The 25,487-nt window shown below is 43.1% G+C and carries 15 protein-coding genes; 14 read left to right on the forward strand and 1 reads right to left on the reverse strand.

Annotated features, from left to right (window positions below):
- Positions 1-220 precede the first annotated feature (220 nt).
- The 8 genes from FHS10_RS16345 to FHS10_RS16380 all read left to right on the forward strand — a co-directional run bounded on the left by FHS10_RS16345 (position 221) and on the right by FHS10_RS16380 (position 7,333).
- The gene (locus tag FHS10_RS16345; protein WP_259092454.1) at positions 221-1,063 is read left to right on the forward strand and encodes an MOSC domain-containing protein; all 843 of its coding nucleotides are present in this window, start codon (positions 221-223) and stop codon (positions 1,061-1,063) included.
- Positions 1,060-1,338 carry an Rdx family protein gene (locus FHS10_RS16350; RefSeq protein ID WP_259092455.1) on the forward strand — a complete coding sequence of 93 codons (279 nt, stop codon included), beginning with the start codon at positions 1,060-1,062 and terminating at the stop codon, positions 1,336-1,338. The genes FHS10_RS16345 and FHS10_RS16350 overlap by 4 nt, the downstream gene beginning before the upstream one ends.
- A 54-nt stretch (positions 1,339-1,392) precedes the next feature.
- Positions 1,393-1,611 (forward strand): hypothetical protein, encoded by a 219-nt coding sequence (locus tag FHS10_RS16355; RefSeq protein ID WP_259092457.1) that lies wholly within the window; start codon positions 1,393-1,395, stop codon positions 1,609-1,611.
- Positions 1,592-2,029: an RrF2 family transcriptional regulator gene (locus FHS10_RS16360; protein WP_259092460.1), complete on the forward strand. Its 438-nt coding sequence runs from the start codon at positions 1,592-1,594 to the stop codon at positions 2,027-2,029. Before FHS10_RS16355 ends, FHS10_RS16360 begins: the two co-directional genes overlap by 20 nt.
- A 236-nt stretch (positions 2,030-2,265) precedes the next feature.
- Entirely contained in the window at positions 2,266-4,356 is a 2,091-nt protein-coding gene (locus FHS10_RS16365) for a ferredoxin-like domain-containing protein (RefSeq protein ID WP_259092463.1), read from the forward strand.
- Positions 4,356-5,135, forward strand: a complete 780-nt coding sequence (gene cobA, locus FHS10_RS16370) for a uroporphyrinogen-III C-methyltransferase (protein WP_259092465.1) — start codon at positions 4,356-4,358, stop codon at positions 5,133-5,135. The genes FHS10_RS16365 and cobA overlap by 1 nt, the downstream gene beginning before the upstream one ends.
- Positions 5,113-6,621: a siroheme synthase domain-containing protein gene (locus FHS10_RS16375; protein ID WP_259092466.1), complete on the forward strand. Its 1,509-nt coding sequence runs from the start codon at positions 5,113-5,115 to the stop codon at positions 6,619-6,621. Before cobA ends, FHS10_RS16375 begins: the two co-directional genes overlap by 23 nt.
- Position 6,622: 1 nt before the next feature.
- Entirely contained in the window at positions 6,623-7,333 is a 711-nt protein-coding gene (locus FHS10_RS16380; RefSeq protein WP_259092468.1) for a phosphoadenylyl-sulfate reductase, read from the forward strand.
- 329 nt (positions 7,334-7,662) lie between these two features.
- Here FHS10_RS16380 and FHS10_RS16385 read toward each other — a convergent pair whose 3' ends face one another.
- Complete coding sequence (locus FHS10_RS16385) at positions 7,663-10,611, reverse strand: TonB-dependent receptor (protein WP_259092470.1); 2,949 nt, start codon at positions 10,609-10,611, stop codon at positions 7,663-7,665.
- Between the two features lie 306 nt (positions 10,612-10,917).
- Between FHS10_RS16385 and proB the strand changes: the two genes are divergently transcribed.
- From proB to FHS10_RS16415, 6 genes are all read left to right on the forward strand, one after another.
- Positions 10,918-11,997 carry a glutamate 5-kinase gene (gene proB / locus FHS10_RS16390; RefSeq protein WP_259092472.1) on the forward strand — a complete coding sequence of 360 codons (1,080 nt, stop codon included), beginning with the start codon at positions 10,918-10,920 and terminating at the stop codon, positions 11,995-11,997.
- Positions 11,998-12,000: 3 nt separating this feature from the next.
- Complete coding sequence (locus FHS10_RS16395; RefSeq protein ID WP_259092474.1) at positions 12,001-13,245, forward strand: glutamate-5-semialdehyde dehydrogenase; 1,245 nt, start codon at positions 12,001-12,003, stop codon at positions 13,243-13,245.
- A 1,990-nt stretch (positions 13,246-15,235) separates the two neighbouring features.
- Complete coding sequence (gene mnmA / locus FHS10_RS16400; RefSeq protein WP_259092476.1) at positions 15,236-16,324, forward strand: tRNA 2-thiouridine(34) synthase MnmA; 1,089 nt, start codon at positions 15,236-15,238, stop codon at positions 16,322-16,324.
- A 260-nt stretch (positions 16,325-16,584) separates the two neighbouring features.
- The gene (topA, locus tag FHS10_RS16405; RefSeq protein ID WP_259092477.1) at positions 16,585-18,984 is read left to right on the forward strand and encodes a type I DNA topoisomerase; all 2,400 of its coding nucleotides are present in this window, start codon (positions 16,585-16,587) and stop codon (positions 18,982-18,984) included.
- A 104-nt stretch (positions 18,985-19,088) separates the two neighbouring features.
- A complete protein-coding gene (locus tag FHS10_RS16410; protein WP_259092479.1) occupies positions 19,089-19,493 on the forward strand; it encodes a hypothetical protein in 405 nt (134 codons plus the stop codon).
- Positions 19,494-19,798: 305 nt separating this feature from the next.
- Entirely contained in the window at positions 19,799-25,390 is a 5,592-nt protein-coding gene (locus tag FHS10_RS16415; RefSeq protein WP_259092481.1) for an alpha-2-macroglobulin family protein, read from the forward strand.
- Positions 25,391-25,487: the final 97 nt, after the last annotated feature.

The following is a 25,487-nucleotide window of genomic DNA, read 5'->3' on the forward strand; positions in this document are numbered from 1 at the left end:
TTCTGAGGGATCTCCGATCATCTCGCTTAAATGTGGCACTGATCACAGCAACCGGTATTGTAAAACCACAAGGTTCTCCTTTGAGAAACCCTGCGGGGACATGATCTCGCAAATCAAAAGTCCTCTCCTTTGGAGAGGATTATTCGTGTTTAATTTATTTTAGCGCTCATGAGGGCTTTGCCGTTTAGGTGAGGCCCTGTTTTTTACTTATTTTTGCACCATGCTGCAGGTAAGCCAACTCTTCATCTATCCCATCAAATCATTAGCCGGCATTTCGGTAAAATCGGCGGCGGTAACCAGTCGCGGGTTTAAGTATGACAGGCGGTGGATGTTGGTTGATAGCCAAAACCGATTCCTGACCCAACGGGAGCATTTTCAAATGGCTTTAATTAAGGTAAGTATCCAAAGCGACGGCTTGCTGGTTTCGCATCATGCAACCGGCTCTATTAACATTCCCTTTGCATATGATGCCAATAGTAAGCATGATGTAGTGATCTGGGATGATACCTGCATAGGCGTTTATGTAAGCGATGAGCTTGATGGATGGTTTAGCAGTACATTAGGTATCCCCTGCCGGTTGATTTATATGCCTGATGACAGTGAACGTGAGGTTGACCAACGATATGCCCAGCCAGGGATGATCACTTCTTTTGCGGATGCTTACCCGTTTTTATTGATTGGCCAGGCTTCACTGGATGATTTAAATAAACGCCTGCCGGAAGCCTTACCGATGAATAGGTTTAGACCAAATATTGTTTTTACAGGTGGCGATGCGTTTAGCGAGGATTTGATGAACCATATTAATATTGCGGGTATCAGTTTTTATGGAGCCAAGCTTTGCGCCCGCTGTATCATGACCACTATTGATCAGCAAACCGGTACCAAGGCTAAGGAGCCTTTAAAAACGCTTGCCAAATATCGGTTTAAAAATAACAAGATCCTTTTTGGCCAAAACCTGGTACACCAGGGCGATGGCACAATTACTGTTGGCGATGAACTTACCTTATTAAGCACCCACAGCGAAGAAAGATTTATTGTGGAACATAAACCATTGATTGCATGAAACCGACCATAACTATTGAGTATTGCCCTAAATGCGGCTGGATGATGCGAGCCGCCTATATGGCCCAGGAACTATTGACCACCTTCACTGATGATATATATGGTGTAACCCTGCACCCCAGCGAAATAAATGGCAGATATACCATCAGCGTAAATGACGAAGTTTTATTTGACAGGAAAAAAGAGGGTCGCTTTCCCGAAATAAAAGAGCTTAAACAGTTGATACGTGATAAAGTTAATCCTGAAAAAAGTCTCGGCCATTCTGATAAAAAATAAAATTTCAGCAATAAAAACAGATTAACGTTAAGTATTTTGTTAAATATTGAGTCTTTGAAAATTGAAAATGCAAATAAAATACAATTAGGGGAGCTTTATTGGTGTAAAAAGAACACCATTTTAATGCATTTTCAAAAAAGCCTGAAAATGAACCCGAATAAAAAAGGTAAACAATATGGTATAGTGGTACTCTATAGTATTACTGGATATTTTTATTTAATATTGTTTAACTTTGTAAGTTTTATTTTAGAAAATGCTTTCCAAAAAGACTAAGTACGCTATAAAAGCACTGGTGATCCTGGGTAAAAACATGGATCAGCCACCTATGCAAATTTCGAAGATCGCTGAGGCGGAACGTATCCCCAAAAAATTCCTGGAGCAGATCTTGCTCGATTTACGCAACGCGGGTTTCCTGTACAGTAAAAAAGGAGCCGGCGGTGGTTACAGCCTTAACCGCGATCCGAAAGAGATCTTCCTGGTAAGCATTATGCGCATTACCGATGGTCCAATTGCCATGGTACCTTGCGCCAGCTTAAATTTTTATCACAAATGCGACGAATGTCACCAGGAAACAACCTGCGGCATCCGCGATGTATTTGTTGATGTACGGGATGCTACCCTTAAAATCCTGAGCGAAACCAGCGTTGCCGATATCATTGCCCGCGAACAATCCCTCATTATCCGCACTTAAAAAAATCTCATCAAACTGTAAAATCGCGGTTATTTTCAATTTAATTCTACCATTTCCCTATACTATGTATATATTTGATGGATAAACATGAATATTTCAATTGCTGCCGGTCTATATATGTGCCCTCGTTGCTGTTTTACAGGCGATAAGGCAGGGCTATAAATTTGCAGCAAATCTCATACGCCTCTTTAGCCAAAGCCAAAGAGGCTTTTTTATAATTGATTAAAACATAGCATATGCAGAGCTTCAGAACAGAACTGGAGAACCCGATAGTTGAGCAGGATATCATCGATCTTGAAAAAAAGATCAGGGCTTTTCGTGAGGGTAAAATACATGATGAAAAGTTCAGGAGCTTGCGCCTGGCACGTGGTGTTTATGGCCAGCGCCAACCTGGTGTGCAAATGGTACGTATTAAATTGCCGTTCGGTAAAGTAACATTTAAGCAATTATTAAAAATTGCCGAGATCTCTGACGAATACGGAAGCCGCAACCTGCACCTCACTACCCGCCAGGATATCCAGATACATTATGTAAGTCTTGACCGCACACCAGAACTTTGGGCAAGACTGGAGCAGGATGATATTACTTTACGTGAAGCTTGTGGCAACACGGTAAGAAACGTTACCGCCTCTCCTACTTCCGGTATCGATCCGCAGGAGCCATTTGATGTTTCACCTTACGCCCACGCCACGTTTGAGTATTTTTTACGCAACCCGGTATGCCAGGAAATGGGCCGCAAGTTTAAGATCTCGTTTTCATCAAGCGATGCAGATACCGCTTTCTCTTATATTCATGATATTGGTGCTATTCCTAAAATAAATGCCAACGGCGACCGTGGCTTTAAGATCCTTTTAGGTGGCGGCCTTGGCGCGCAACCTTTATTGGCCAGTATAGTTGAAGAATTTTTACCTGAGGATCAGCTGATCCCCTACATCGAGGCTATCATACGTGTTTTTGATCGCTACGGCGAACGCAATAACCGTAACAAGGCCCGTATGAAATACCTGATCCAAAAACTGGGATTAGATGAAGTTTTACGCCTGGCTAAAATTGAAAGAACCGCTATCAAAGTAAAAAGCTACCCTATCAACCGGGATGCGATAGGTCAGCCTGAGCCTGCACCCGAAACTGCTTTTGCCGAAGTAAGCATCAGCAACCCGTTCCGTTACGAACAATGGCTGGCTACCAACGTTTTTGAACAAAAGCAACAAGGGTTTTACGGCGTATATATTAAAGTACCTGTTGGTGATATTTCATCTGATACCGCGCGTGAACTGGTTAAAATTTTAGAACCTTTGGTGGCTAACGAGATCAGGATCACACAAAACCAGGGCCTATTATTAAAATTTGTACGCAAGGAAGCTTTGCCTTCTTTATATGAAGGTTTGGCTAAACTGGAATTGGCTGCCCCTGGTTTTGATACGGTGGCCGATGTTACTACCTGCCCTGGCACCGATACCTGTAACCTGGGTATCAGCAACAGCATGACCATGGCCCGCGTACTGGAAGACCTGATCTATAACGAATACGAGGAATTTATATATAATCGCGAGATCAAAATCAAAATCAGCGGCTGCATGAACTCATGCGGACAGCATGGTTTGGCACATATTGGTTTCCACGGCAGCTCGTTAAAAGCCGGTACAAAGGTTTTACCTTCGGTACAGGTAATGTTAGGCGGCGGTACTGTTGGCGATGGTGTTGGCCGCGCTGCAGAACGTGTGATCAAAGTACCTTCAAAAAGGGCTACCCACGTGTTACGGGCTGTACTTGATGATTATAAAACCTTCTCCCCGGAAGGTGAAACCTTCCATGCCTATTATGACAGGCAGGGCAAAGACTATTTTTACCGCCTGCTAAAGCCCCTTGCCGATTTAACCACCCTTAAAGATGACGAATTTGTTGACTGGGGCCACCAGGAAACATTTGTTACTGCCATAGGTGTTGGCGAGTGTGCTGGTGTAGTAATCGATTTAGTTGCTACGCTGTTGTTTGAATCTGAAGAGAAAATGGGCTGGGCCAATGGTTCCTATCAATTAGGTAACTGGTCTGATGCTATTTACCATTCTTATAATGTGTTCATCAGCTCGGCCAAAGCCTTATTGCTTGATAAGGGAATTAACAGCAGTACCCAGGCCGGCATTATTAAAGAATTTGATGCTCAATACGTGGCTGCCGGTGAGTTTGAATTATCGGGCACTTTTAACGACCTTGTTTTACAGATCAATCAGAACGAACCATCGGAAGAGTTTGCCACCGCCTATCTGGCACAGGCCACCGAGTTTTTGAATAAGAGTAAAGATAAGAGAGAGGCATTGGTACAATAATGACTGATAAAAATATTAAAGAATCTAAAATAACCTTGGTGGGTGCAGGTCCGGGGGATGCAGATCTGATCACTGTTAAAGCCATCAAAGCCCTAAAAACAGCCGATGTTGTTTTATACGATGCCTTGGTGAACGAAGAGTTATTGGAATATGCTCCTGAAGGTGCTGTAAAGGTATTTGTAGGTAAGCGGTCGGGCGATCATACGTACTCGCAGGATGCCGTAAATAAGCTGATGGTTGATTATGCCATCAACTTTGGCCACGTTGTGCGCCTTAAAGGCGGCGACCCGTTTGTGTTTGGTCGTGGATTTGAGGAATTGGAATTTGCAGCATCGTTTAATATCCCGGCATCGGTGATCCCGGGTATCTCCAGCTCCATCGCTGTTGCCGAATTACAAAATATCCCTGTTACACACCGTGGATTAAGCGAAAGCTTTTGGGTGGTAACAGGCACTATATCCAACGGTAAAATATCACCGGATTTATATGACGCTGCCCGTAGCAGGGCCACAGTAGTTGTGCTCATGGGCATCAACAAACTGGCAGAAATAACTGAAATTTTCAAAAACGAAGGCAAAAACAAACTACCTGTTGCCGTTATTCAAAGCGGAACAACTGTAAACGAGCAGGTTGTTATCGCCACGGTTGATACCATTGTTGAGGCCGCTAAGGAAAATAAGATCGGCTCGCCGGCTATTATTGTATTGGGCGAAGTTGTGTCACTGCATCCAAAATACAAATTGATTCAAAATATCTATGACGTTGTTGCCCAGGGATAAAAGTTTAGCCAGAGTTGAGCATGAAGAGATCGGCGGCAACCAACTGTTCCCGGTTTTTTTGAAGCTGAATAACCTGCATACCGTATTGGTAGGTGGCGGTAACGTGGGCCTTGAAAAGCTTACAGCTATCCTGAATAACAGTAACTATGCTAAGGTTACCATCATCTCAAAAACCTTTCTTCCTCAAATACACGCGCTTGCGGCTGCTTATGAAGGATTAAACATAGTCCAAAAATCATTTACTGACGACGATTTGAACAATGCCGAAGTCGTGATTGCGGCCACTAACGACAGCGAATTAAATAAATATGTGCGCCAATCGGCACATGACCGCAAGCTACTCATCAATGTGGCCGATAAACCCGAGCTTTGCGATTTTTACTTAGGGTCGATAGTAAAAAAGGGTGATCTGAAGTTGGCTATTTCCACCAATGGTAAATCGCCTACGGTGGCCAAACGACTTAAAGAGGTTTTAAACGAAAGCCTTCCGGAAGAATTAGATACTACACTACAGCAAATGAGTGAGTTGAGAAACACCCTTAGCGGCGATTTTGCCGACAAAGTAAAAAAATTAAACAGCGTAACGTCGGTGTTGGTAGAACCGAAATCCATTGTGATCAAAAACTTCATCTGGCTTATATGGTCTACCATCATTGTTTCTTTGGCTATTGTTATCAGTGCTTTATATTTCAGGGAACCGGCTTTTAAGTCCTTTGTTGAAGGTGTAAATCCGCAATTTTATTATTTTTTAGGGGCCGGATTTATATTCGCTATGATAGATGGCGCCATCGGCATGAGTTATGGTGTTACATCAACTACCTTTTCACTTTCAATGGGTATCCCCCCGGCCTCAGCCAGTATGGGGGTTCACCTGTCGGAGATCATGAGCTGTGGCATAGCTGGTTGGATGCATTACCGCATGGGTAACATCAACTGGAAATTGTTTTGGCTATTGGTATTACCGGGTATTGTGGGTGCAATTACAGGTGCTTACATTTTATCGTCACTGGAGCACTATAGCATGTACACCAAGCCGGTAGTGTCTATTTATACTTTGATATTAGGTTTTATTATACTCTCCAAAGCCTTCAATATCAAGAAAAAGAAATCAGCTGATAAAGTAAAACGCATTTCCTTACTTGGTTTAGGTGGCGGCTTTATTGATGCCGTTGGCGGTGGCGGATGGGGCTCAATTGTGTTATCAACGCTGATAGCCGGTGGCCGCAGTCCTATATTTTCTTTGGGCACGGTAAAATTATCGCGTTTTTTTGTCGCGATAGCAGGATCGATCACCTTCATCACCATGGTAAGCAGTGGTCATTGGCAGGCTGTAGCTGGCTTAGTATTGGGCAGTGCCCTGGCATCGCCAATAGCAGCCAAAATTTCTAACAAGATCTCCACTAAAACCATCATGGTATCGGTAGGTGTCATCGTTATTTTGGTAAGTATTAAATCAATTGTTGCCTTTATTACAAAGGTTATTTAACATGAACAAGGAATTTGAACGTATAAACAACATTAAAGCAGGACTTGATCCGGCTGAAGCCTTGGCCAAACTGGCCGGGTTATACCCAGGTGAAATCACTTTTTCAACCAGCTTTGGCTGGGAAGATCAGGTGATCAGTCATATGATCTTTGCCAATAAATTGCCTATAAAGGTATTTACCCTGGAGACAGGTCGGCTTTTCCGTGAAACCTACTCGGTTTGGAGTAGTACGATGGATAGGTACAAACAACCTATTCACGCCTATTACCCCAACCAGGAGTTATTAGAGCAAATGGTGAGTACAAAAGGCCCCAACAGCTTTTACGAATCGGTAGAGAACCGTAAGGAGTGCTGTGGCATCCGTAAGATAGAACCGCTTAAACGTGCTTTAAAAGGTAATAAATTATGGATTACCGGTATCCGTGCAGATCAATCTGTTAACCGTCACGATATGCACGATGTAGAATGGGATGAACAGAACAACCTGGTAAAGTTTCACCCTATTTTTGACTGGACACTGGATGACGTTAAAGCCTACATCAAACAATATAACATTCCGTATAACTCACTGCATGATAAAGGCTTCCCAAGCATTGGCTGTATGCCTTGCACACGTGCTGTAGCCGAAGGTGAAGACTTCCGCGCTGGCCGCTGGTGGTGGGAAGATCAATCCAAAAAAGAATGTGGGTTGCATGAGGTGACAGCTAAGTAAAACACGATTTAAGGATTTTACAGGATTAACAGGATTTTTGCCGGTTGTATTTAGTACAAGCGGCTTTTCTATTTAATCCAAATTGACGTCTCTCGGTTTCAACACGGTAAATGAATAGTTGTGAGTGATATTGATTCTATCTCGTCCCCTTTGAAAGTCACGGCTTCAGCAAACTTCAAGGGCACTGCAGACCCATCTTAACCAGCAGCCGAAAGTCAAAATCCTATAAATCTCCCCTAATCATTAAATCGTGTCAAAAAAAGGCGGGTAAGGTTTTACCCCTACCCGCCTCAAAACTAATTATGAAAAACGTATTAAAAAGCTACTGATTATTTATTGTCACCTGCTAACAATCCATCCAAAGTAACCGATACATAGTATAAGCCACCGATTGTTGGGCCGCCGGCGTATTGGTAATAACGCTTATTAAATATATCGCTTGCACCTACTTTAAAGGTGGCATAGTATGCTGGTACGCGGTAAGTAACCTGTGCATCAAATGTGCCTATAGCTGGTACATTACCGGTTACCAGTGGGCTCTCCCACAGGTATGACTGTTGCCACTTGTACACAACGTTAAAGCCCACGTTTTTAGCAACCTCGCGGTTACCAAATGATACGTTACCAGACCACTCAGGCGTGTTAAAGCCGGTAACAAAAATATCCGATTTAGCCTGAGCCTTTAATTTATTAAAGCTTACGTTACCAGATAAGGTATACCTTTTATAAAAGTTATAACTGATACCGGCTGATGAACCGTAGTTGTTATAAATATTTTTAGCATTGGTATACACGCGGTAACGTGCCTGGCCCTGGCTGGCTGCATTGCTTGATGTGCCGGTAGTTGGGTCGCGATTAACGTCCAGCATGGCTAATACGGCCGCGTCAGTTCCTACGTTAACACCATTGGGTACAAATACCTGCACCTGGCCCAAAAAGCCGTTATAGCGGTTGGTATAGGCATCTATGTCGATAAATACCTTATTGTCGGCAACGATACCTTTGTATCCAACCTCATATGAGGTGATCTGCTCAGGACGTGCGGCCGGAAGATCGGCTTTTTGTAACAGGTTCCTGTTAGCAAGTGCAACCTGGTCGGTACCACCAGCCGCGTTTACAGCAGCGTTAAAGGCAACTACCGATGTTTGGGTATAGCTGTTATTTAGGTAACCCAGGCCATCGTTAATGAAAGGCAAGCTTCCTACCCTTTTCACACGACCATTGTTTACATAGGATAAAGCTTCGAACAACGAAGGGAAACGGTAACCATTCTGGAAGGTGAACCTGAAGTTATGATTTTCATTGACAGAATAAACCGCTGCCAAACGTGGTGTAAATTTAGGATCGAAATAAGGGTTATAATCCCACCTTACCGAACCGAATAATTTCAGTTTTTCATCGAAGAACGTTTTGGTAACTTGAGTGAAGGCACCATATTTTTTGTAGATCACATCTTTGCCAAAGCTGCCATCTGCCAATGGGGTATTCCTATCAGCAATAGGGCGGGTAAAATCAACAAAATTATTACCATCTGGTGTAATGCTGTATACCCTTACATCACCGCCAACTAAGAGGTCAACTACTTTTACTCTATCAGTTAAATCCCATTGGGCTTCGGCATTGTACATATTGCTTTTTTGAACCAAAGCGGCACCACCGGTTACCGGTGCATTAGGGATCAGGCTCGATTTAATATCCCAGTTATTGATACCAATGATGGTTTTCCTTAAAGCGTCAAACGCTGGAGTTCCAGGTTCCACACGACCAGCATCGGCTGCAGCCCTGGCAGCTTCTTCGGCAGCACCAAAATTAGCTGATGTTAAACCACCATGAGCACTGCCATAAGCGGTAAGGGCGTTTTTAAAGCTTGTACCCCAGGCCGAGTTGCTGGCGTGGTTAAGGTCAAGGTTATCTGCCAACGGTTTTACGTTGAACGAATTACCGGTATTTTCGATAGACTCATAAGCACGTACTAAAAACTCTTTACCCTTTAACTCCACCTTATGGTTTTGTACAGTTGCGCCCTGTAAAGAGATTTTGTTACCGCGTTGAAAAACACCATCTAACCTGCCGTAACGATAAGTGTATGATAATATCGTATTAGGTGTTAACTTATAAGCCAGTGTACCATCCAATTTTAAGTTGGTAACCTTGGGATCAACCAGGTCAACCTCGTTATAACCGGTACGGGCAACAGTAAGGCCAGGCATTGCCTTGCCATCTACGGTAAGGCCTTTTACAACTACGGTGTTACTGCCTGCAAGTGCGTCGTCACCGTATTTGTTCCAACCATCGTATGCCGGGTTATCCGTACCTGATACCGCTGGGAAAGCCGGGTTGGCTGTTTTAAGATTGTATGGGTTTTGATCTTTACGGGTATCTGATTGCCAGTCTTTACCTTGCAGGTAACTAACATTCAGTTTAAAAGCGAATTTATTGTTAAATGCTTTGGCATAACGCAAAGCGTCTTCAGTCATCGTGCTGGCACCCAGGCGGTCGTTACCAACATGGTTTAAACCCTGGCGGTGATAAAAGCTTAAGCCCTGGTATTTAAAAGGATCTTTAGTGAACAGGTTTGACAGACCGTTAATAGCGTTGGTGCCATATAAAGCAGCAGCAGCACCTGGTGTAATTTCAATGCTGGCAATATCCAACTCGGTTGGGCCAATAGCATTACCAAGCGGCACACCTAAGGTAGCCGACTGCATATCTACGCCATCAACCAATTGCATAAACCTAAAGTTGTTGGGACTGTTAAAACCGCGGGTATTAGGCACCTTAAGGGTGATACTGGTAGTAGTAACCTGTACACCTTTTACGTTTTCCAATGCATCGTAAAAACTTGGGCCAGGCGATTGTTTCAATGAGTTAATGCTTAGCTTCTCGATAGCTACCGGCGAGCGAAGCAGTTTTTCTTCCTTACGGGATGCGGTAACAACTACCTCGTTAATAAGTAAATTCTGGCTTGTTAACTGAATATTTAAAGCACTATTGGCGTTTTTAATAAAAAACTCCTGAGGCTGGAAACCTACCGCGGTAAAAACAAGGGTGTAAGGCAATTTTGCACTGGTAGTTAGCGAAAATTTACCGGTACTATCTGATGCTGTCTTATTGGTGGTGCCTTTAATGCTAACAGTAGTGCCTATAAGGGGCTGACCATGATCGTCTTTAACTACGCCGCTTAATATATAGGAACCGTTAAGCTGGGCATGACCGATGGCCGGGACAAGAACAAGAAAAAGCACAAGGAGCTTTATAGAATTGATGAAAGTCTTCATGAAAAAGGTTGAGATATTTTTTAAATGTTTGTATGTTGATTATTTATGTTTAGGTAGAATAAGGCATGGCCTCAACAACAACGCATCTGGTAATTTTCTTTTTTCAACAATGAAGAAGGGGTAATTGAGTAAATTTTATACATATTCTATGGAATTAGTCGACAAAAATATAAATTATTTGCTGACTGTCAACTGTTTTGCTTAAATTTCTATAAAGCCTACCAGCTTAGTGGTTATATTTTCAAATAATCGATCCCCTTTCGGCTTCAAATTCGTAATATTGGCCGTTCAACCTGTATAAGCCCAATGTCTTTCAATTACCAGCGCATAGTTATAAAAATAGGATCAAACGTACTTACCCAAAAGAATGGTTTGCCCGATCTTGAACGGATCAAACATTTAGTTGGACAAATTGCCGCCATCAAAAAACAAGGTAAAGAAGTGATCCTGGTATCATCGGGCGCGGTAGCATCCGGCCGAAGCCTGATTACCATATCAGAAAAATATGATGCCATAGCTGCACGCCAGCTTTTAGCATCTATAGGGCAGGTTAAGCTTATCAATACGTATGCTAATTATTTTGAAAGCTTCGGGATCCTCTGCTCCCAGGTGTTGGTTACCCGGGAGGATTTCAGGGACAGGATGCATTATCTCAATATGAAAAACTGCCTTGATCTGTTGTTGCAGCACCAGGTTATTCCGGTAGTTAATGAAAACGATGTGGTATCGGTTACCGAATTGATGTTTACCGATAATGATGAGCTTGCCGGTTTAATAGCATCAATGCTCAACGCGCAGGCTTTAATTGTGTTAACCAATGTTGATGGTATCTATAATGGCGATCCAAACGCCGAAGGTTCGGCAGTAATTGAGGAAGTAGCAGGATCCGTAGTTGATTTTGCTGAGTTTGTATCCTCGGGTAAATCGCAGTTTGGCCGGGGCGGTATGATCACCAAATCAACCATGTCGCAAAAAACCGCGCAATTAGGTATAGCCGTGCATATCGCCAATGGTACCCGTGAAAATATTTTGACAGACGTGTTAGATAACAACGTGATCCATACCCGTTTTATACCCAACAAAACGGCATCGGGCAAAAAGAAATGGCTGGCCCATTCAGAGAAGTCGGCAGTAGGCTCTGTCCAGGTAAACGAAGGTGCGAAAACCGCGTTGGTTTCCAATAAAGCTACAAGCCTGCTCCCTATCGGCATAGTTGATGTTTTAACTGATTTTAAAAAGGGCGATATCATCAAATTAGTTGATGATAGCCATAAATTGATAGGCCTTGGCATTGCCGAATATGGTTCTGATAAAGCACGGGAACGGATAGGCCAGAAAAACCAAAAGCCATTGGTACATTATGATTATCTTTATTTACAAGGCTAAGCCATGAATTATAACAGTTATTTTGAAAACGCTTTAATAGCCGGCCGGAAGGCTACCCTCGCTCCTGCCCTTATAAACCAGGTATTGAATGACGTGGCTGCCGAGGCCATTGCTCAAACAGCTTATATATTAGCCGAAAATCAGAAGGATCTTGATCTCATGGATCCAGAGGATCCAAAGTACGATAGACTAAAACTTACGGCGGCCCGTATTGAGGCTATTGCCGGCGATATGGTAAGCGTGGCCAACCTGGAAAGCCCATTGGGTAAGCAACTTTCAGAAACACATCGCCCCAATGGCCTTTCTATTACAAAGGTTAGGGTGCCCATGGGCGTCGTTGGCGTAATTTACGAGGCCAGGCCCAATGTTACCTTTGATGTCTTCGCCTTGTGCTTTAAAACGGGCAACATCAGCATATTGAAAGGCGGCAGTGATGCCGACCATTCAAATCGTGCCATCATATCTGTCATTCACCAGGTTTTAACCAAACATCAGATTGATATTAACGTGGCCACTTTGCTTCCTGCCGAGCGGGAAGCTACAGCTGCTTTATTGGCTGCCGTTGGTTATGTAGATGTGCTTATCCCGCGTGGCAGCCAGTCGCTTATTAATTTTGTGAGAGATAACAGCAAAGTACCGGTTATTGAAACAGGTGCTGGTATAGTGCACACCTATTTTGATCTGTCGGGCGATCTCGCTAAGGGAGCCGAAATTATAGCCAATGCAAAAACCCGCAGGGTAAGCGTTTGTAACGCCCTTGATTGTCTGATTATTCACGTCGATAGGTTAGTCGATTTGCCCCAACTTACATCGTTGCTGAAAGAAAAACAGGTTGAAATTTTTGCCGACGGAGCTTCGTATGCGGCTTTAGAGAATCACTATCCCCCAAATTTGCTAAACCACGCGTTGCCTGAACATTTTGGCACCGAATTTTTATCAATGAAGATGGCCATCAAAACGGTAGCTAACTTCAAAGAAGCTTTAGATTACATCGCCATAAATAGCTCCAAACACAGTGAGGCTATTATATCTGAAGATGCAGAGAACATCGCCACGTTTTTAAATGATGTAGATGCGGCGGCGGTTTACGCCAATGTGTCAACGGCTTTTACAGATGGCGCCCAGTTTGGTTTAGGTGCCGAAATTGGGATAAGCACCCAAAAGCTTCATGCCCGCGGCCCTATGGGTCTTGAAGAACTAACCAGCTATAAATGGATTGTTAAGGGAGATGGGCAAATTAGAAATTGATAAATGTTTAGAGCCTGTTTATAAATAAATAGGAGGTACGACGAAGATAACCGACCGAAGGGAGTTCATTAATTCCTATAAAAAACAATTATTATATTGAGAGCCCAGCGCACGTGGATCTAAAATGGGTTAACATAACTTAACATATTTCAGATAAGATACATTATAATTATCTAACAATCAATATTTTATATTTTAACAAGGTTAACACTCAACTGATGTATCGCGCAATTTAGGCGCATCCAAATACTTGACTGATTGAGCGCTCAAGATTCGCCTCATAGATCATATAAAATATTCTTCGAAGAAATTTAAACAGGCTCTAAGTGTTTTGGTTTGAAAACAAAAAAAGGCTTTCGCGATAATCAACTTCATAAAACCCTCTTCTTTTTTTTATTGAACATCAAAACCTATTCCACAAAAAAAGGTGCTTCTTTTGAAGCACCTTATTCGTTTCCGGTTGGGTGAAATTACTTAATCAGGTAGTTCGCAACGGCAACAAAACAAATGATCATCAGGATTACCCCCTGCAACTTTTGTTCTAACGTTAATTGGCTTATCATGTTATTTAAATTAATTAGGGTAAAGCAAATTTATATTGTAATCTGAATGTTACAATAGCCCCTTTCATTTTTACATTAATTTTAATAAATAATAGAAATCTATTTTAGAATGGTCAACCTCACATTTATTCTTTAAAAAATTGGCAATAAATTCGTTTTAACATTGAAATAGTGTTCCCGTAACACTGCTCTAAAACAGTTGTTTTTAGCTATAAAACGTCATGAAAATGCAATTCTTTTACCGTTCGGAGCAAAGCACTCATATTTACCGACCTTTTTAATTGAAAAATGTAATTGAAATTTCTTTTTGCTGCACGGGTTACGTATAAATGGTGCCCGCCTCTAAGAAGCTGTTTAAAAACGGTTCTGGAAAGATATTACAGTCAGAAAAATCGCATTGCTTCGTTGTTTACGTTCATGATGATGTATTTCGTTTTCTTGGTATCGGTAGAACGCTGGAGACGACTCACCCCGGCAGCGCTTCGCTGGCCGACCCTCTCTCCGGCTGAAGCCGCAAAGAGGGTAAAAACTGTTTTTATTTTCCGCCCCTCTATGCGACGCAGTCGGAGAGAGGGGAAGACGGGCGTAGCCTCGTCGGGGTGAGTCGTCTGCGCCTTGTTCACGTCATGCTGTCCTTCAGATATCGAAAATCTTACCAAAGGCAGTAACAATCTATTTTTCTTATTTTTAAACAGCTTCTAAGCATACTTCTTAATGAAGGCAGGTATACTGGTTTCTGGTTTTTAATTTAATGGTAGTTAAAGGTATTGCAACAGCATTTTATACCCGGTGTGATTGCCCAGGTAGCTGAATCTTATCTTCCTTTACACCATACCTCTCCTGACTTTTAGTCTTAATCGGTTAAATAATTATTTTTCAAAATACTTGACATGACTGTATCATTCCTGTTACATTTATCCAAATTATAAATCCAAAGATATGCCACAGCACATTTTTATTGTTTACCTCTTAGTAGCCTGTACTGTTGTAGGTATCCTCGTAAACTCAAACATTAAGCAACGACTTAATAAAAAGAGTTAGGCTATTGTTAATTACAAGATTATATATCCCTAATTAATAGCCCTGCAAAACCTTTCGCCCATTGTTATTACAATGGGCGTTTGTTGTTTATGCACAAGATCAGCGTTAAAGGCATATATGAAATTTTACTTTATATGAATGATGTAAATATTTGATATTTAGAATTAATTAACTATTGATTAATGTCAATTTGGTCTCTTTTACGATATCCGTAATCGTAATTTTCGGGCTAAAGCCTGTTGGTTTTCTGAATTTGCTAATTGATGCAACACCAACACTGCCAAAAAACAAGAGGCTAAACGACTAATGACAGCCGCCACAATTTACCCTATCCTGACCCAAAGCCATATCAACATCTAACGTAAAACCGTATCTTTGCGCCCATTATGAGTAAGCATGGCAGGATCTTGGTGGCAATGAGTGGTGGTGTTGATAGTTCGGTAGCGGCAGTAATGCTGCATGAGCAGGGCTATGAAGTTATTGGCCTTACCATGAAAACCTGGGACTACGCCTCCAGCGGCGGCAGTTCAAAAGAAACTGGTTGCTGCAGCCTTGATAGTATTAACGATGCCCGCGCGCTTGCTGTAGGTTATGGCTTTCCACATTATATATTAGATATCCGCAACGAGTTCGGCGATTTTGTGATTGATAACTTTGTTGACGAATATTTGGCCGGCCGCACTCCCAACCCATGCGTTTTATGCAACACCCACATTAAATGGGAAGCTTTATTAAAGCGTGCCGATAAACTGGATTGCGAATTTATAGCAACCGGTCATTACGCCAATATCCGTTTACAGGATAGCGGTCGCTATGTGATATCAAAAGGTAAAGACGAAAATAAAGATCAATCATACGTTCTTTGGGGCGTATCTCAAAAAAACCTTGCCCGTACTAAATTTCCTTTAGGGAGTTTCTCAAAACCCGAGATCAGGCAAATGGCTATGGATATGGGCCAGATAGAGCTTGCCGGTAAAAGCGAAAGCTATGAGATATGCTTTGTGCCGGATAACGACTACAGGGCCTTTTTAAGGCATAAAGTAGAAGACCTGGAAGAACGTGTTGCCGGTGGCAACTTTGTGCTTGCTAACGGCACCGTAGTGGGCAAGCACCAGGGATATCCTTTCTATACTATCGGTCAGCGTAAGGGATTGGGGATTGCATTAGGTCAGCCCATGTTTGTAACCAATATCGATCCTACAACAAATACTGTTGTTTTAGGCACTGCCGATGAGTTGGAACGCAAACAAGCCTGGGTTAAAAATCTTAACCTGGTTAAATATGCCAGCATCCCCGAGCCTATAGAGGCCATCACCAAGATCCGTTATAAAGATGCAGGCACCACCAGCAGCATTGTACAAATGGGCGAACATATGAAGGTTGATTTTCATCACAACGTATCGGGCATTGCCCCGGGCCAGTCGGCCGTGTTTTATGAAGGCAATGACCTTTTGGGCGGCGGTTTCCTGATGTAGTCTTCTTTGTTGGAAGGTTTTAACGTTGAAATGTTGTAAGGTTAGTTTTGCATATGCACTACTTCGCAATGTTTTACTTATGGATTTCGGCAGATTTTTTAAACGGTCCAACCTTACAGCATTCCAACTTTTCGGTATCCCAAACCGTCCAATATTTCAACTTTACAACATTCAAACCTTGCAACATTCCAACGTTTTTAGCAAAAACAAATTGGTGTTTCAACTACTTTATGTTTTATTTGCAAAAAATAACTGCTTAAATGGCCAAAAACTTACTGATAGTTGAATCTCCGGCGAAAGCCAAAACCATCGAGGGATACCTTGGTAAAGACTTTGTTGTAAAGTCGAGCTACGGGCATATCCGCGATTTGGTGAAGTCTGAAGATGCGATAGATATAGGTAACAACTTCGCTCAAAAATATGAGGTACCTGCCGATAAGAAACAGGTGGTGAGCGAGTTGAAGAAATTAGCTAAAGAAGCAGAAATGGTTTGGCTGGCATCGGACGAGGACCGCGAGGGAGAAGCCATATCATGGCATTTATTTGAAACTTTGGGTTTAAAAGACTCAACCACCAAACGCATTGTTTTCCATGAGATCACCAAGCCTGCTATATTAAAGGCTATTGATACCCCACGTAAAATCGACTACAATCTGGTGAATGCCCAACAGGCGCGCCGTGTTTTAGATAGGTTGGTAGGTTTTGAACTCTCCCCTGTTTTATGGAAAAAGGTTAAACCGTCACTATCTGCAGGCCGTGTTCAATCAGTAGCTGTAAGGCTTATTGTTGACCGCGAACGCGAGGTAAATAAATTTACCGCCGAGGCTGCTTTTAAAATAGTAGCCATATTTGGTAAAGGCAAGGAAGCTTTTAAAGCCGAACTTGCCGAGCGTTTTGCCAAACAGGAAGATGCCGAGAAGTTTTTACAGGATTGTATAGGCGCCGATTTTGATGTGCGCTCGCTGGAAACAAAGCCTGCAAAACGTTCACCTGCGGCTCCCTTCACCACATCAACCCTCCAACAGGAAGCCAGCAGGAAACTGGGCTATTCTGTAGCCAGAACAATGCAGGTAGCGCAAAGGCTTTACGAATCGGGGTATATCACCTATATGCGTACCGATTCGGTAAACTTATCTGAAACCGCTTTAAATGCTGCCCAAGAGGAGATTGTATCGGCTTATGGCGAAAAATACCACCAGCTAAGAAAATATAAAACAAAAAACGCAAGCGCCCAGGAAGCTCACGAAGCTATCAGGCCAACGTATTTTAATAACCATACCATTAACGGCGAATCAAACGAAAAGCGTTTGTATGAACTGATCTGGAAACGCGCCATAGCGTCGCAGATGAGCGAAGCCGCTTTTGAAAAAACTACTGCAAAAATTAGTATTTCTACCCGTAAAGATGAGCTGACAGCTAATGGCGAAGTAATGAAGTTTGATGGTTTCCTTAAAGTTTACCTGGAATCACAGGACGATGAGGAAGATGAACCACAGGCTGATGGCGAAAATGCCATGCTACCACCTTTAACCCGTGGACAGCGTTTAGCTTTACAGGAAATGTCAGCAACGGAGCGTTACTCTCGTCCACCGGCAAGGTATACGGAAGCAAGCCTGGTTAAAAAGTTAGAGGAGTTAGGTATCGGTCGCCCCTCTACCTACGCCCCTACTATCTCAACCATTCAAAACCGCGGTTATGTGGTTAAAGAAGAGCGTGAAGGCAAACAGCGCAACTTTAGGGTATTAACTTTAAAGGCAGCCCAGATCATCAAAGAACAAAAAACTGAAAATACCGGTGCCGAGCGTGGTAAGCTATTCCCTACCGATATTGGCGCTGTGGTAAACGATTTCCTGGTTCAATATTTTACTGATATTGTTGATTTTAATTTTACGGCCAGCGTTGAAAAACAATTTGACGAAATAGCCCAGGGCATGAAAGAATGGACGGCCATGCTGCACGACTTTTATAACCCTTTCCATAAGGAAGTACAAAATACTATTGAAACTGCCGATAAAGCCACCGGCGAACGCGAATTGGGCATGCATCCCGAAAGTGGTAAAAAGGTATCGGTACGTATAGGCCGTTACGGTCCGTTTGTACAGGTTGGCGAAAGCGCTACCGACGAGGATAAAGAAAATAAACCGGCCTATGCCAGTTTACGTGCAGGCCAGAGTATCGAAACCATTTCGCTTGAAGATGCACTTGAACTATTCAAGCTACCAAAGGTGGTTGGTGAGTACGAAGGTAAAGTAATGAAGGTGGCTATTGGCCGTTTCGGGCCTTATATCAGTCACAATAGCGCTTTTGTGTCCTTGCCTAAGGATATCGATCCACATGATGTAACTGAAGTTCAGGCTATAGAACTGATTGAAGCCAAACGTAAAAAAGACGCCGAAAAGCTGATCAAAGCATTTGAGGAAGATGCCGAAGTAAAAGTTTTAAACGGCAGATGGGGGCCATATATTGAATTTGGTAAACTAAATGTTAAGATCCCCAAGGATAAAGACCCGTTAACGCTTACTTATGAAGAGTGCAAGGCTTTAGCCGATGCCATGCCAAAAGACACTAAAAAAGGCCGCTTTGGTAAAACAGTAGCCGCCGCGAAACCGGTCGCTAAAAAAGCACCGTCGAAGAAAAAGGCGCCGGCGAAGAAGAAGTGATGTTGTTGGAATGTTGTAAAGTTGAAATGTTTTAAAGTTATTGCTAATCAAACTGCTAAGCAACATTTCAACCTTACAACATTTCAACCTTATAACAACAACAAATGATCAAAGACCTCCCCGATAATACAGTACAGGATATAGCCATTGCGGTTGCGTTGGAGCGGGAAAACGCCGAAAGCAAAATTTGGTATGTTTATCTGATCAACCTCAAGAGTGAGCCTATTGAAAATGTGCTGATCACCTCAAAGGGTTATGGCGAAAAGAATGGCGAGCAGGTAAAAACATCTGTTTTAAGGCACATGATCCCGGTTGTTGATGGCAAAAACTATAAGTTGATTGAGCCAATTGACGAGGAAACCTTTGGCCTCAACAATGAGTACTGGCTCAGTTATTATATCGGCACTAATATTTACGATAAAAAATTCATTTTTCTGCCTGAAAGCATTGTGGAGATGAATTTTATTAAACTCCCGGTACTCAATAAGCCAGGTGTTATGATATTGTGATGGGTTTGTTTTTGGTTGATTGAGTTGGATTTAGTTGATTAGGTTGATTGAGTTGGAATAAGTTGATTTAGTACGCTGTAGTTAAGGTTCTTCTTCAAAAATATTTTCAAGTTAATAAAACAAAGTATCTGGCGATTGCATTCCGACCTCAACCTAATCAACCTAATCAACCTAATCAACCTAATCAACCTAATCAACCTAATCAACCTAATCAACCCAATCAACCACTCACCACATAAATATTTCCCAATTAATTATTTGTTGTTATAAATTTTATACATTCATGAAATAAATAAACCTATTTCATGGAGAACGGATATACCAGGTTCCGCAAGCGTAAAAGCTTAATTACATTCGGTTCTGCGCTCGCAGTGCTGTTAGTTATAGCTTACCTTATTGTAAATGCCAACAAAAAAATAGTCGTTGATCCTGCCTTTAGTAAATATATTGAATCTTATACTACCGGGGTAATTTCAAAAGAAAGTACCATCAGAATCCGGTTGGCCAATACCGTGCAGGTTACCCATCAACAAAACGAAGAAGTTGATAACGACCTTATTGATTTCTCGCCATCAATAAAAGGTAAGGCCTACTGGGTTGATGCGCGCACCATCGAATTTAAGCCCGCCAAAAAACTCGATCCCGAAAAAAATTATATTGCCGATTTTAAACTGGGCAAACTGATAGATGTTCCATCTAAGTTCAATCGTTTCCGGTTCAACTTTGAGGTGGTTAAGCCCGATTATAATATCACCTTTAATGGTCTGCAAACTGCCACCAGCACATCAACAGATGAAATGAAGCTGGAAGGTAATATCCAAACAGCTGATACGGAGGATCCGGCGTTGGTTGAAAAAATCATCACCGTAAATTACATCTCGCCGGTAAAGATCAACTGGGTACATACTGGTCAAACACATACGTTTAAGGTCACCGGTTTAAAACGCCAATCGGGCGAGGTTGCTCCGCTTACCGTAAACTGGGACGGCGGCAGTTTGGATATCGATAAAAAAGGCGACCAAAAGTTTGAAGTGCCGGCTATAGGCGATTTTAAAGTACTTAATATCCGCGCAGTGCAGGATAACGACCAATACGTACAGGTGCAATTCTCAGATGCCATTGCGGTTGGGCAGGAATTGAATGGACTAATCGGCATTGGTAACATTAGCGATGCTGCTTATACCATTGATGGCAGCGTTGTTAAAGTATATGCTCCCGAGCGGCTGGAAGGTAATTACGGTGTATTTGTGAACGAAGGTGTTGAAAACATCTCCCATAAAAAGATCACCAAAACCTATAATGCCAACGTCTTCTTCGAAAACAGGCTACCCAACGTAACCATTCCCGGCAAAGGCGTAATCCTCCCCGACTCTGGCAAGTTGATGATGCCCTTTGAAGCTGTGAATCTTAAAGCGGTAGACGTAAGTATTATCAAGATTTACGAAAGTAACGTGCCGCAGTATTTTCAGAACAATGATTTCAACGGTGGCCAGGAGTTAAGGCAGGTTGGTAAACCTATAGTTCAGAAAACAATAAGACTTGATGCGGATAAAGGTATAAACCTGCATAAAAAGAACCGTTTCATGCTTGATCTTGATCAGATGATCCGTACCGAACCGGGCGCTATTTACCGGGTGATCATCGGTTTCAGACAGGAATATTCATTATATAATTGCAGCCTTGGCGGCGCCGTTAAAAAAAGTGATGGCGACGATGAATATGACGGCGGTGAGCAATACAGCGATAACGCCGGTAAAGTAAGCGATGAAGACGACGATTTTTGGAGCAGGTATGATAACTTTTATCCCGAAGGGTATAGCTGGCAGGATAAAGATAACGCCTGTACCCCATCCTACTACACCAAAACCCGCTGGGCCATCCGTAACATCATCGCGTCAAACATTGGTCTGATAGCCAAACGCGGTAATGATAATAATATGCTGGTTGCGGTAACCGATATCATGAGCGCCAAACCAATGGATGGCGTGGAATTGCAGTTATTGGATTATCAAAAACAAATCATCTTTAAAACCACTTCGGGATCAGATGGCCTGGCCAGTTTTTCGCTGAAAAGAAAACCATACCTGTTAGTGGCCAAAAAAGGTAGCCAGCGCGGCTATTTAAAATTAGATGACGGCAATTCACTTCCCCTCTCCCGTTTCAATGTAAGCGGCGAAGAAATACAAGGCAGCTTAAAGGGCTTCCTTTATGGCGAGCGCGGTGTTTGGCGGCCCGGCGATAGCATTTATATGACCTTTATGCTGGAGGATAAACTCAAAACCCTGCCTGCCGATCATCCTGTTGAGTTTGAGCTGAAAGACCCTAACGATAAGTTATATAAACGCATCACCCAAACCAAATCTGTTGACGGTTTTTACAGTTTCCATACGGCTACAGAAACCTCATCGCCTACCGGTAACTGGACGGCTAAAGTAAAAGTTGGCGGGGCCAGCTTTGAGAAGAAAATAAAGGTAGAAACCATTATGCCAAACCGGCTTAAGCTAAGCCTTACATTTGGCGGGGCCAATGAGTTAACCAAGGGCAACAATGCCAATGGCAAGCTTAGCGCTCAATGGCTTTTTGGTGGGGCAGCTCAAAACCTGAAAGCTAAAGTTGATGCATTTCTATCGCCACAAACAACCGCATTCAAAAATTATAAGGATTATGTTTTTGACGATCCTACCCTCGCTTTCAACACCCAAACCCAAACTGTTTTTGATGGTAAGCTAAGTGCCGATGGCAATGCCGATGTTGATGCTAATGTAAATGTAGAAAAACAGGCTCCCGGCCAGTTACGCGCTAACTTCCTGGTAAAGGTATTTGAGCCGGGCGGCAATTTTAGCATTCAGCAAGTTAGCATGCCTTACAACGTTTACCCGGGTTACGTGGGCATTAAAACGCCTACCGGCAGCGAATTATCGGGTATGTTGGTTACCGATAAAGACCACCAGGTTGATATTGCCGATGTGGATGTTAACGGCAACGCTTTTGCCGGTACCCGCAACGTTGAACTGGAATTATATAAAGTACAATGGCGCTGGTGGTGGGACCAAACAGGCGATGAGACGAGCAATTTTACCCAGGATAAGTATAACAAGCTCATTAAAACCCAAAGTATTCAGTTGGTGAACGGTCGTGGTAAATGGAACTTGCGTATTCCCAAGGCCGATTGGGGCCGCTACCTAATTAAGGTTAAGGACGAGCAAACCGGTCACTCTACCGGAAAGATCATTTATGTAGATTGGCCCAACTGGTCGGAAAGGTTACAGCAAAGCAACCCTACCGAGGCCGCTATGCTTTCTTTTACTTCGGATAAGCAAAGCTATAAGGTTGGCGAACAGGCCACTTTAACCATCCCAACCGCTGCTGATGGCCGCGCGCTCATCAGTTTTGAAAACGGCAGCAAGGTTTTAAAAACCACCTGGATAGATACTAAAAAAGGGCAAACACAGTACAGTTTTACGGTTGAGCCGGATATGGCACCTAATATTTTTGTAAACGTTACCTTGCTGCAAAGACACTCGCAAACGATTAACGACCTCCCCATACGTATGTATGGCGCAATCCCGTTAACGGTAAACAATCCCGAAACCATCCTGAAACCAGTGATTAGCATGCCGGATAAGATCAGGCCCGAAACAGAATCGGCCATTACGGTGTCGGAAGCATCGGGTAAGGAAATGACTTATACCATCGTTATTGTTGATGAAGGCCTACTGGATATCACCAATTATAAACTGCCAGATCCGCATGAAACATTTTATGCCCGCGAGGCATTAGGGGTTAAAACCTGGGATTTGTTTGATTACGTGATAGGCGCTTATGGCGGCGGATTGGAACGTATTTTAAGTATTGGTGGCGATGGTAACCTGGGCACTAACAAAAACGTGTCTGTAAACCGTTTTAAGCCGGTTGTTAAATTTATGGGGCCGTTCCACCTTGCGGCGGGCGATAAGCAAACCACGGCCTTTAAACTACCACAATACGTAGGCTCTGTAAAAGCCATGGTGGTTGCCGGGCACGATGGCAGCTACGGCATAGCCGAAAAGGCCGTTGCCGTTAAAAAGCCTTTAATGATACTGGCTACATTGCCGCGGGTGCTTGGCCCTTCAGAAAAGGTGCAGTTACCTGTTACCGTTTTCGCGATGGAACCTAATATTAAAACGGTTACGGTTTCTGTACAAAGCAACGCTTTTAGCAACCTGACCGGTAATAATACCCAAACCCTCACTTTTGCCAAAACCGGCGATCAGTTGGCTACATTTGACCTGAACGTGAAAGACTTTGTTGGTGTAGGCAAAGTGAAGATCATTGCCCGAAGCGGATCAGAAACAGCGGCTTATGATGTTGAACTAAATGTACGTAACCCCAACCCTCCTGTTACCCGTATTATCGAGAAGGAATTGAAACCGGGTGAAGTGTGGAGTGCGCCATTCCAGGCTATTGGTATCGCCGGTACAAATAAAAATACGATAGCAGTTGCATCAATTCCTCCTTTAAACCTGGATAAACGCCTGGATTACCTGATAGATTACCCGCACGGCTGTGTGGAGCAAACCACTTCGGCGGCATTCCCACAATTGTATCTCGATCAGTTGCTTGACCTGTCGCCAAGGCAAAAAGCCGAATCTGAAAGAAATATCAAGGCTACCATTGCGCGCTTAAACGGCTTCCAGGTACCAGGCGGCGGCTTAAGCTACTGGCCAGATGGCGGTACAGCCGATGAATGGGGAACCAATTACGCCGGTCATTTTATGCTTGCAGCACAGGCCAAAGGTTATAGTATGCCCTTAGGTTTTATAGAGCAGTGGAAAAAATTCCAAAAACAAAAAGCTTTAACCTGGGCACCCGATAGCAAAAGCTTTTATGGCGACGACCTTAACCAGGCTTACCGCTTATACCTTTTGGCACTTGCCCGTTCGCCGGAGTTAGGTGCTATGAACCGCTTGCGCGAGTTTAAATACCTGAGCATCGAAGCCAAATGGCGCTTAGCGGCAGCTTACAAACTTGCCGGCCAGCCCGAAATCGGTTTGCGCACGATAGCAGGACTGCCAACTATTATCAAACCTTATACAACCATGTTTGGCACCTACGGCTCAGATCTGCGCGATGAGGCTATGATCCTGGAAACCCTTACCCTGCTTGGCAAACAAGCCCAGGCGGCAAGCCAACTCAGAACAGTTGCAGCAAGGTTATCGCAGGATGATTGGTATAGCACACAAACCACAGCTTATTCATTGATCGCTATAGCGCAATATTGCGGGCAAAACCATTCGGCGGGCAAGCTTACGTTTAACTTCCAGTCGGGCGCTGTTAAATCTGATATCAGCTCGGCATCATACATTTGGCAAAGTGTGTTGGCAACTAATGGCGGTAAAGTAACTATTAAAAACCAGGGCACTAACCGGCTTTATTTAAGGTTGATACAAAAAGGGCAACCATCGTCAGGCTTAGATGTAAAAACCTTTATCGACCCTAATGTTTTACAAATGCGGGTTGGCTATTTTAGCTTAACCGGCAAACCTATTGATCCGTCATCCTTAAAACAGGGAACTGATTTTGTTGCCCAGGTAAACATCAAAAACCCGGGCAGGCGTGGCAGGTACGATAATCTGGCACTAACTCAGATCTTCCCGTCCGGATGGGAGATCCTGAACAGCCGGATGCTCAACAGCGATGAAGCTTTTAAATCATCCCCATCCGATTACCGGGATATCAGGGACGATAGGGTAAACACCTATTTCAGCTTATCCGAAGGACGGGAAGTAACCTATTACGTGATGCTAAACGCAGCCTATGCCGGGCATTATTATTTGCCTGCCGTATATTGCGAAGCGATGTACAACAGTTCCATAAATAGCCTGATTAAAGGACAATGGGTTGATGTGGTTAAATAGAGTTTTAGAAAAAAATAAGAGCCGAAAGACTTACGAAGTTTTAAAAACTTCGTAAGTCTGGGTTTTACGACATTTAGTCGCTTGCCTTGTTACGTGC

This window comes from Mucilaginibacter dorajii, assembly GCF_024808255.1.
GTDB classification, from domain to species: Bacteria; Bacteroidota; Bacteroidia; order Sphingobacteriales; family Sphingobacteriaceae; genus Mucilaginibacter; species Mucilaginibacter dorajii.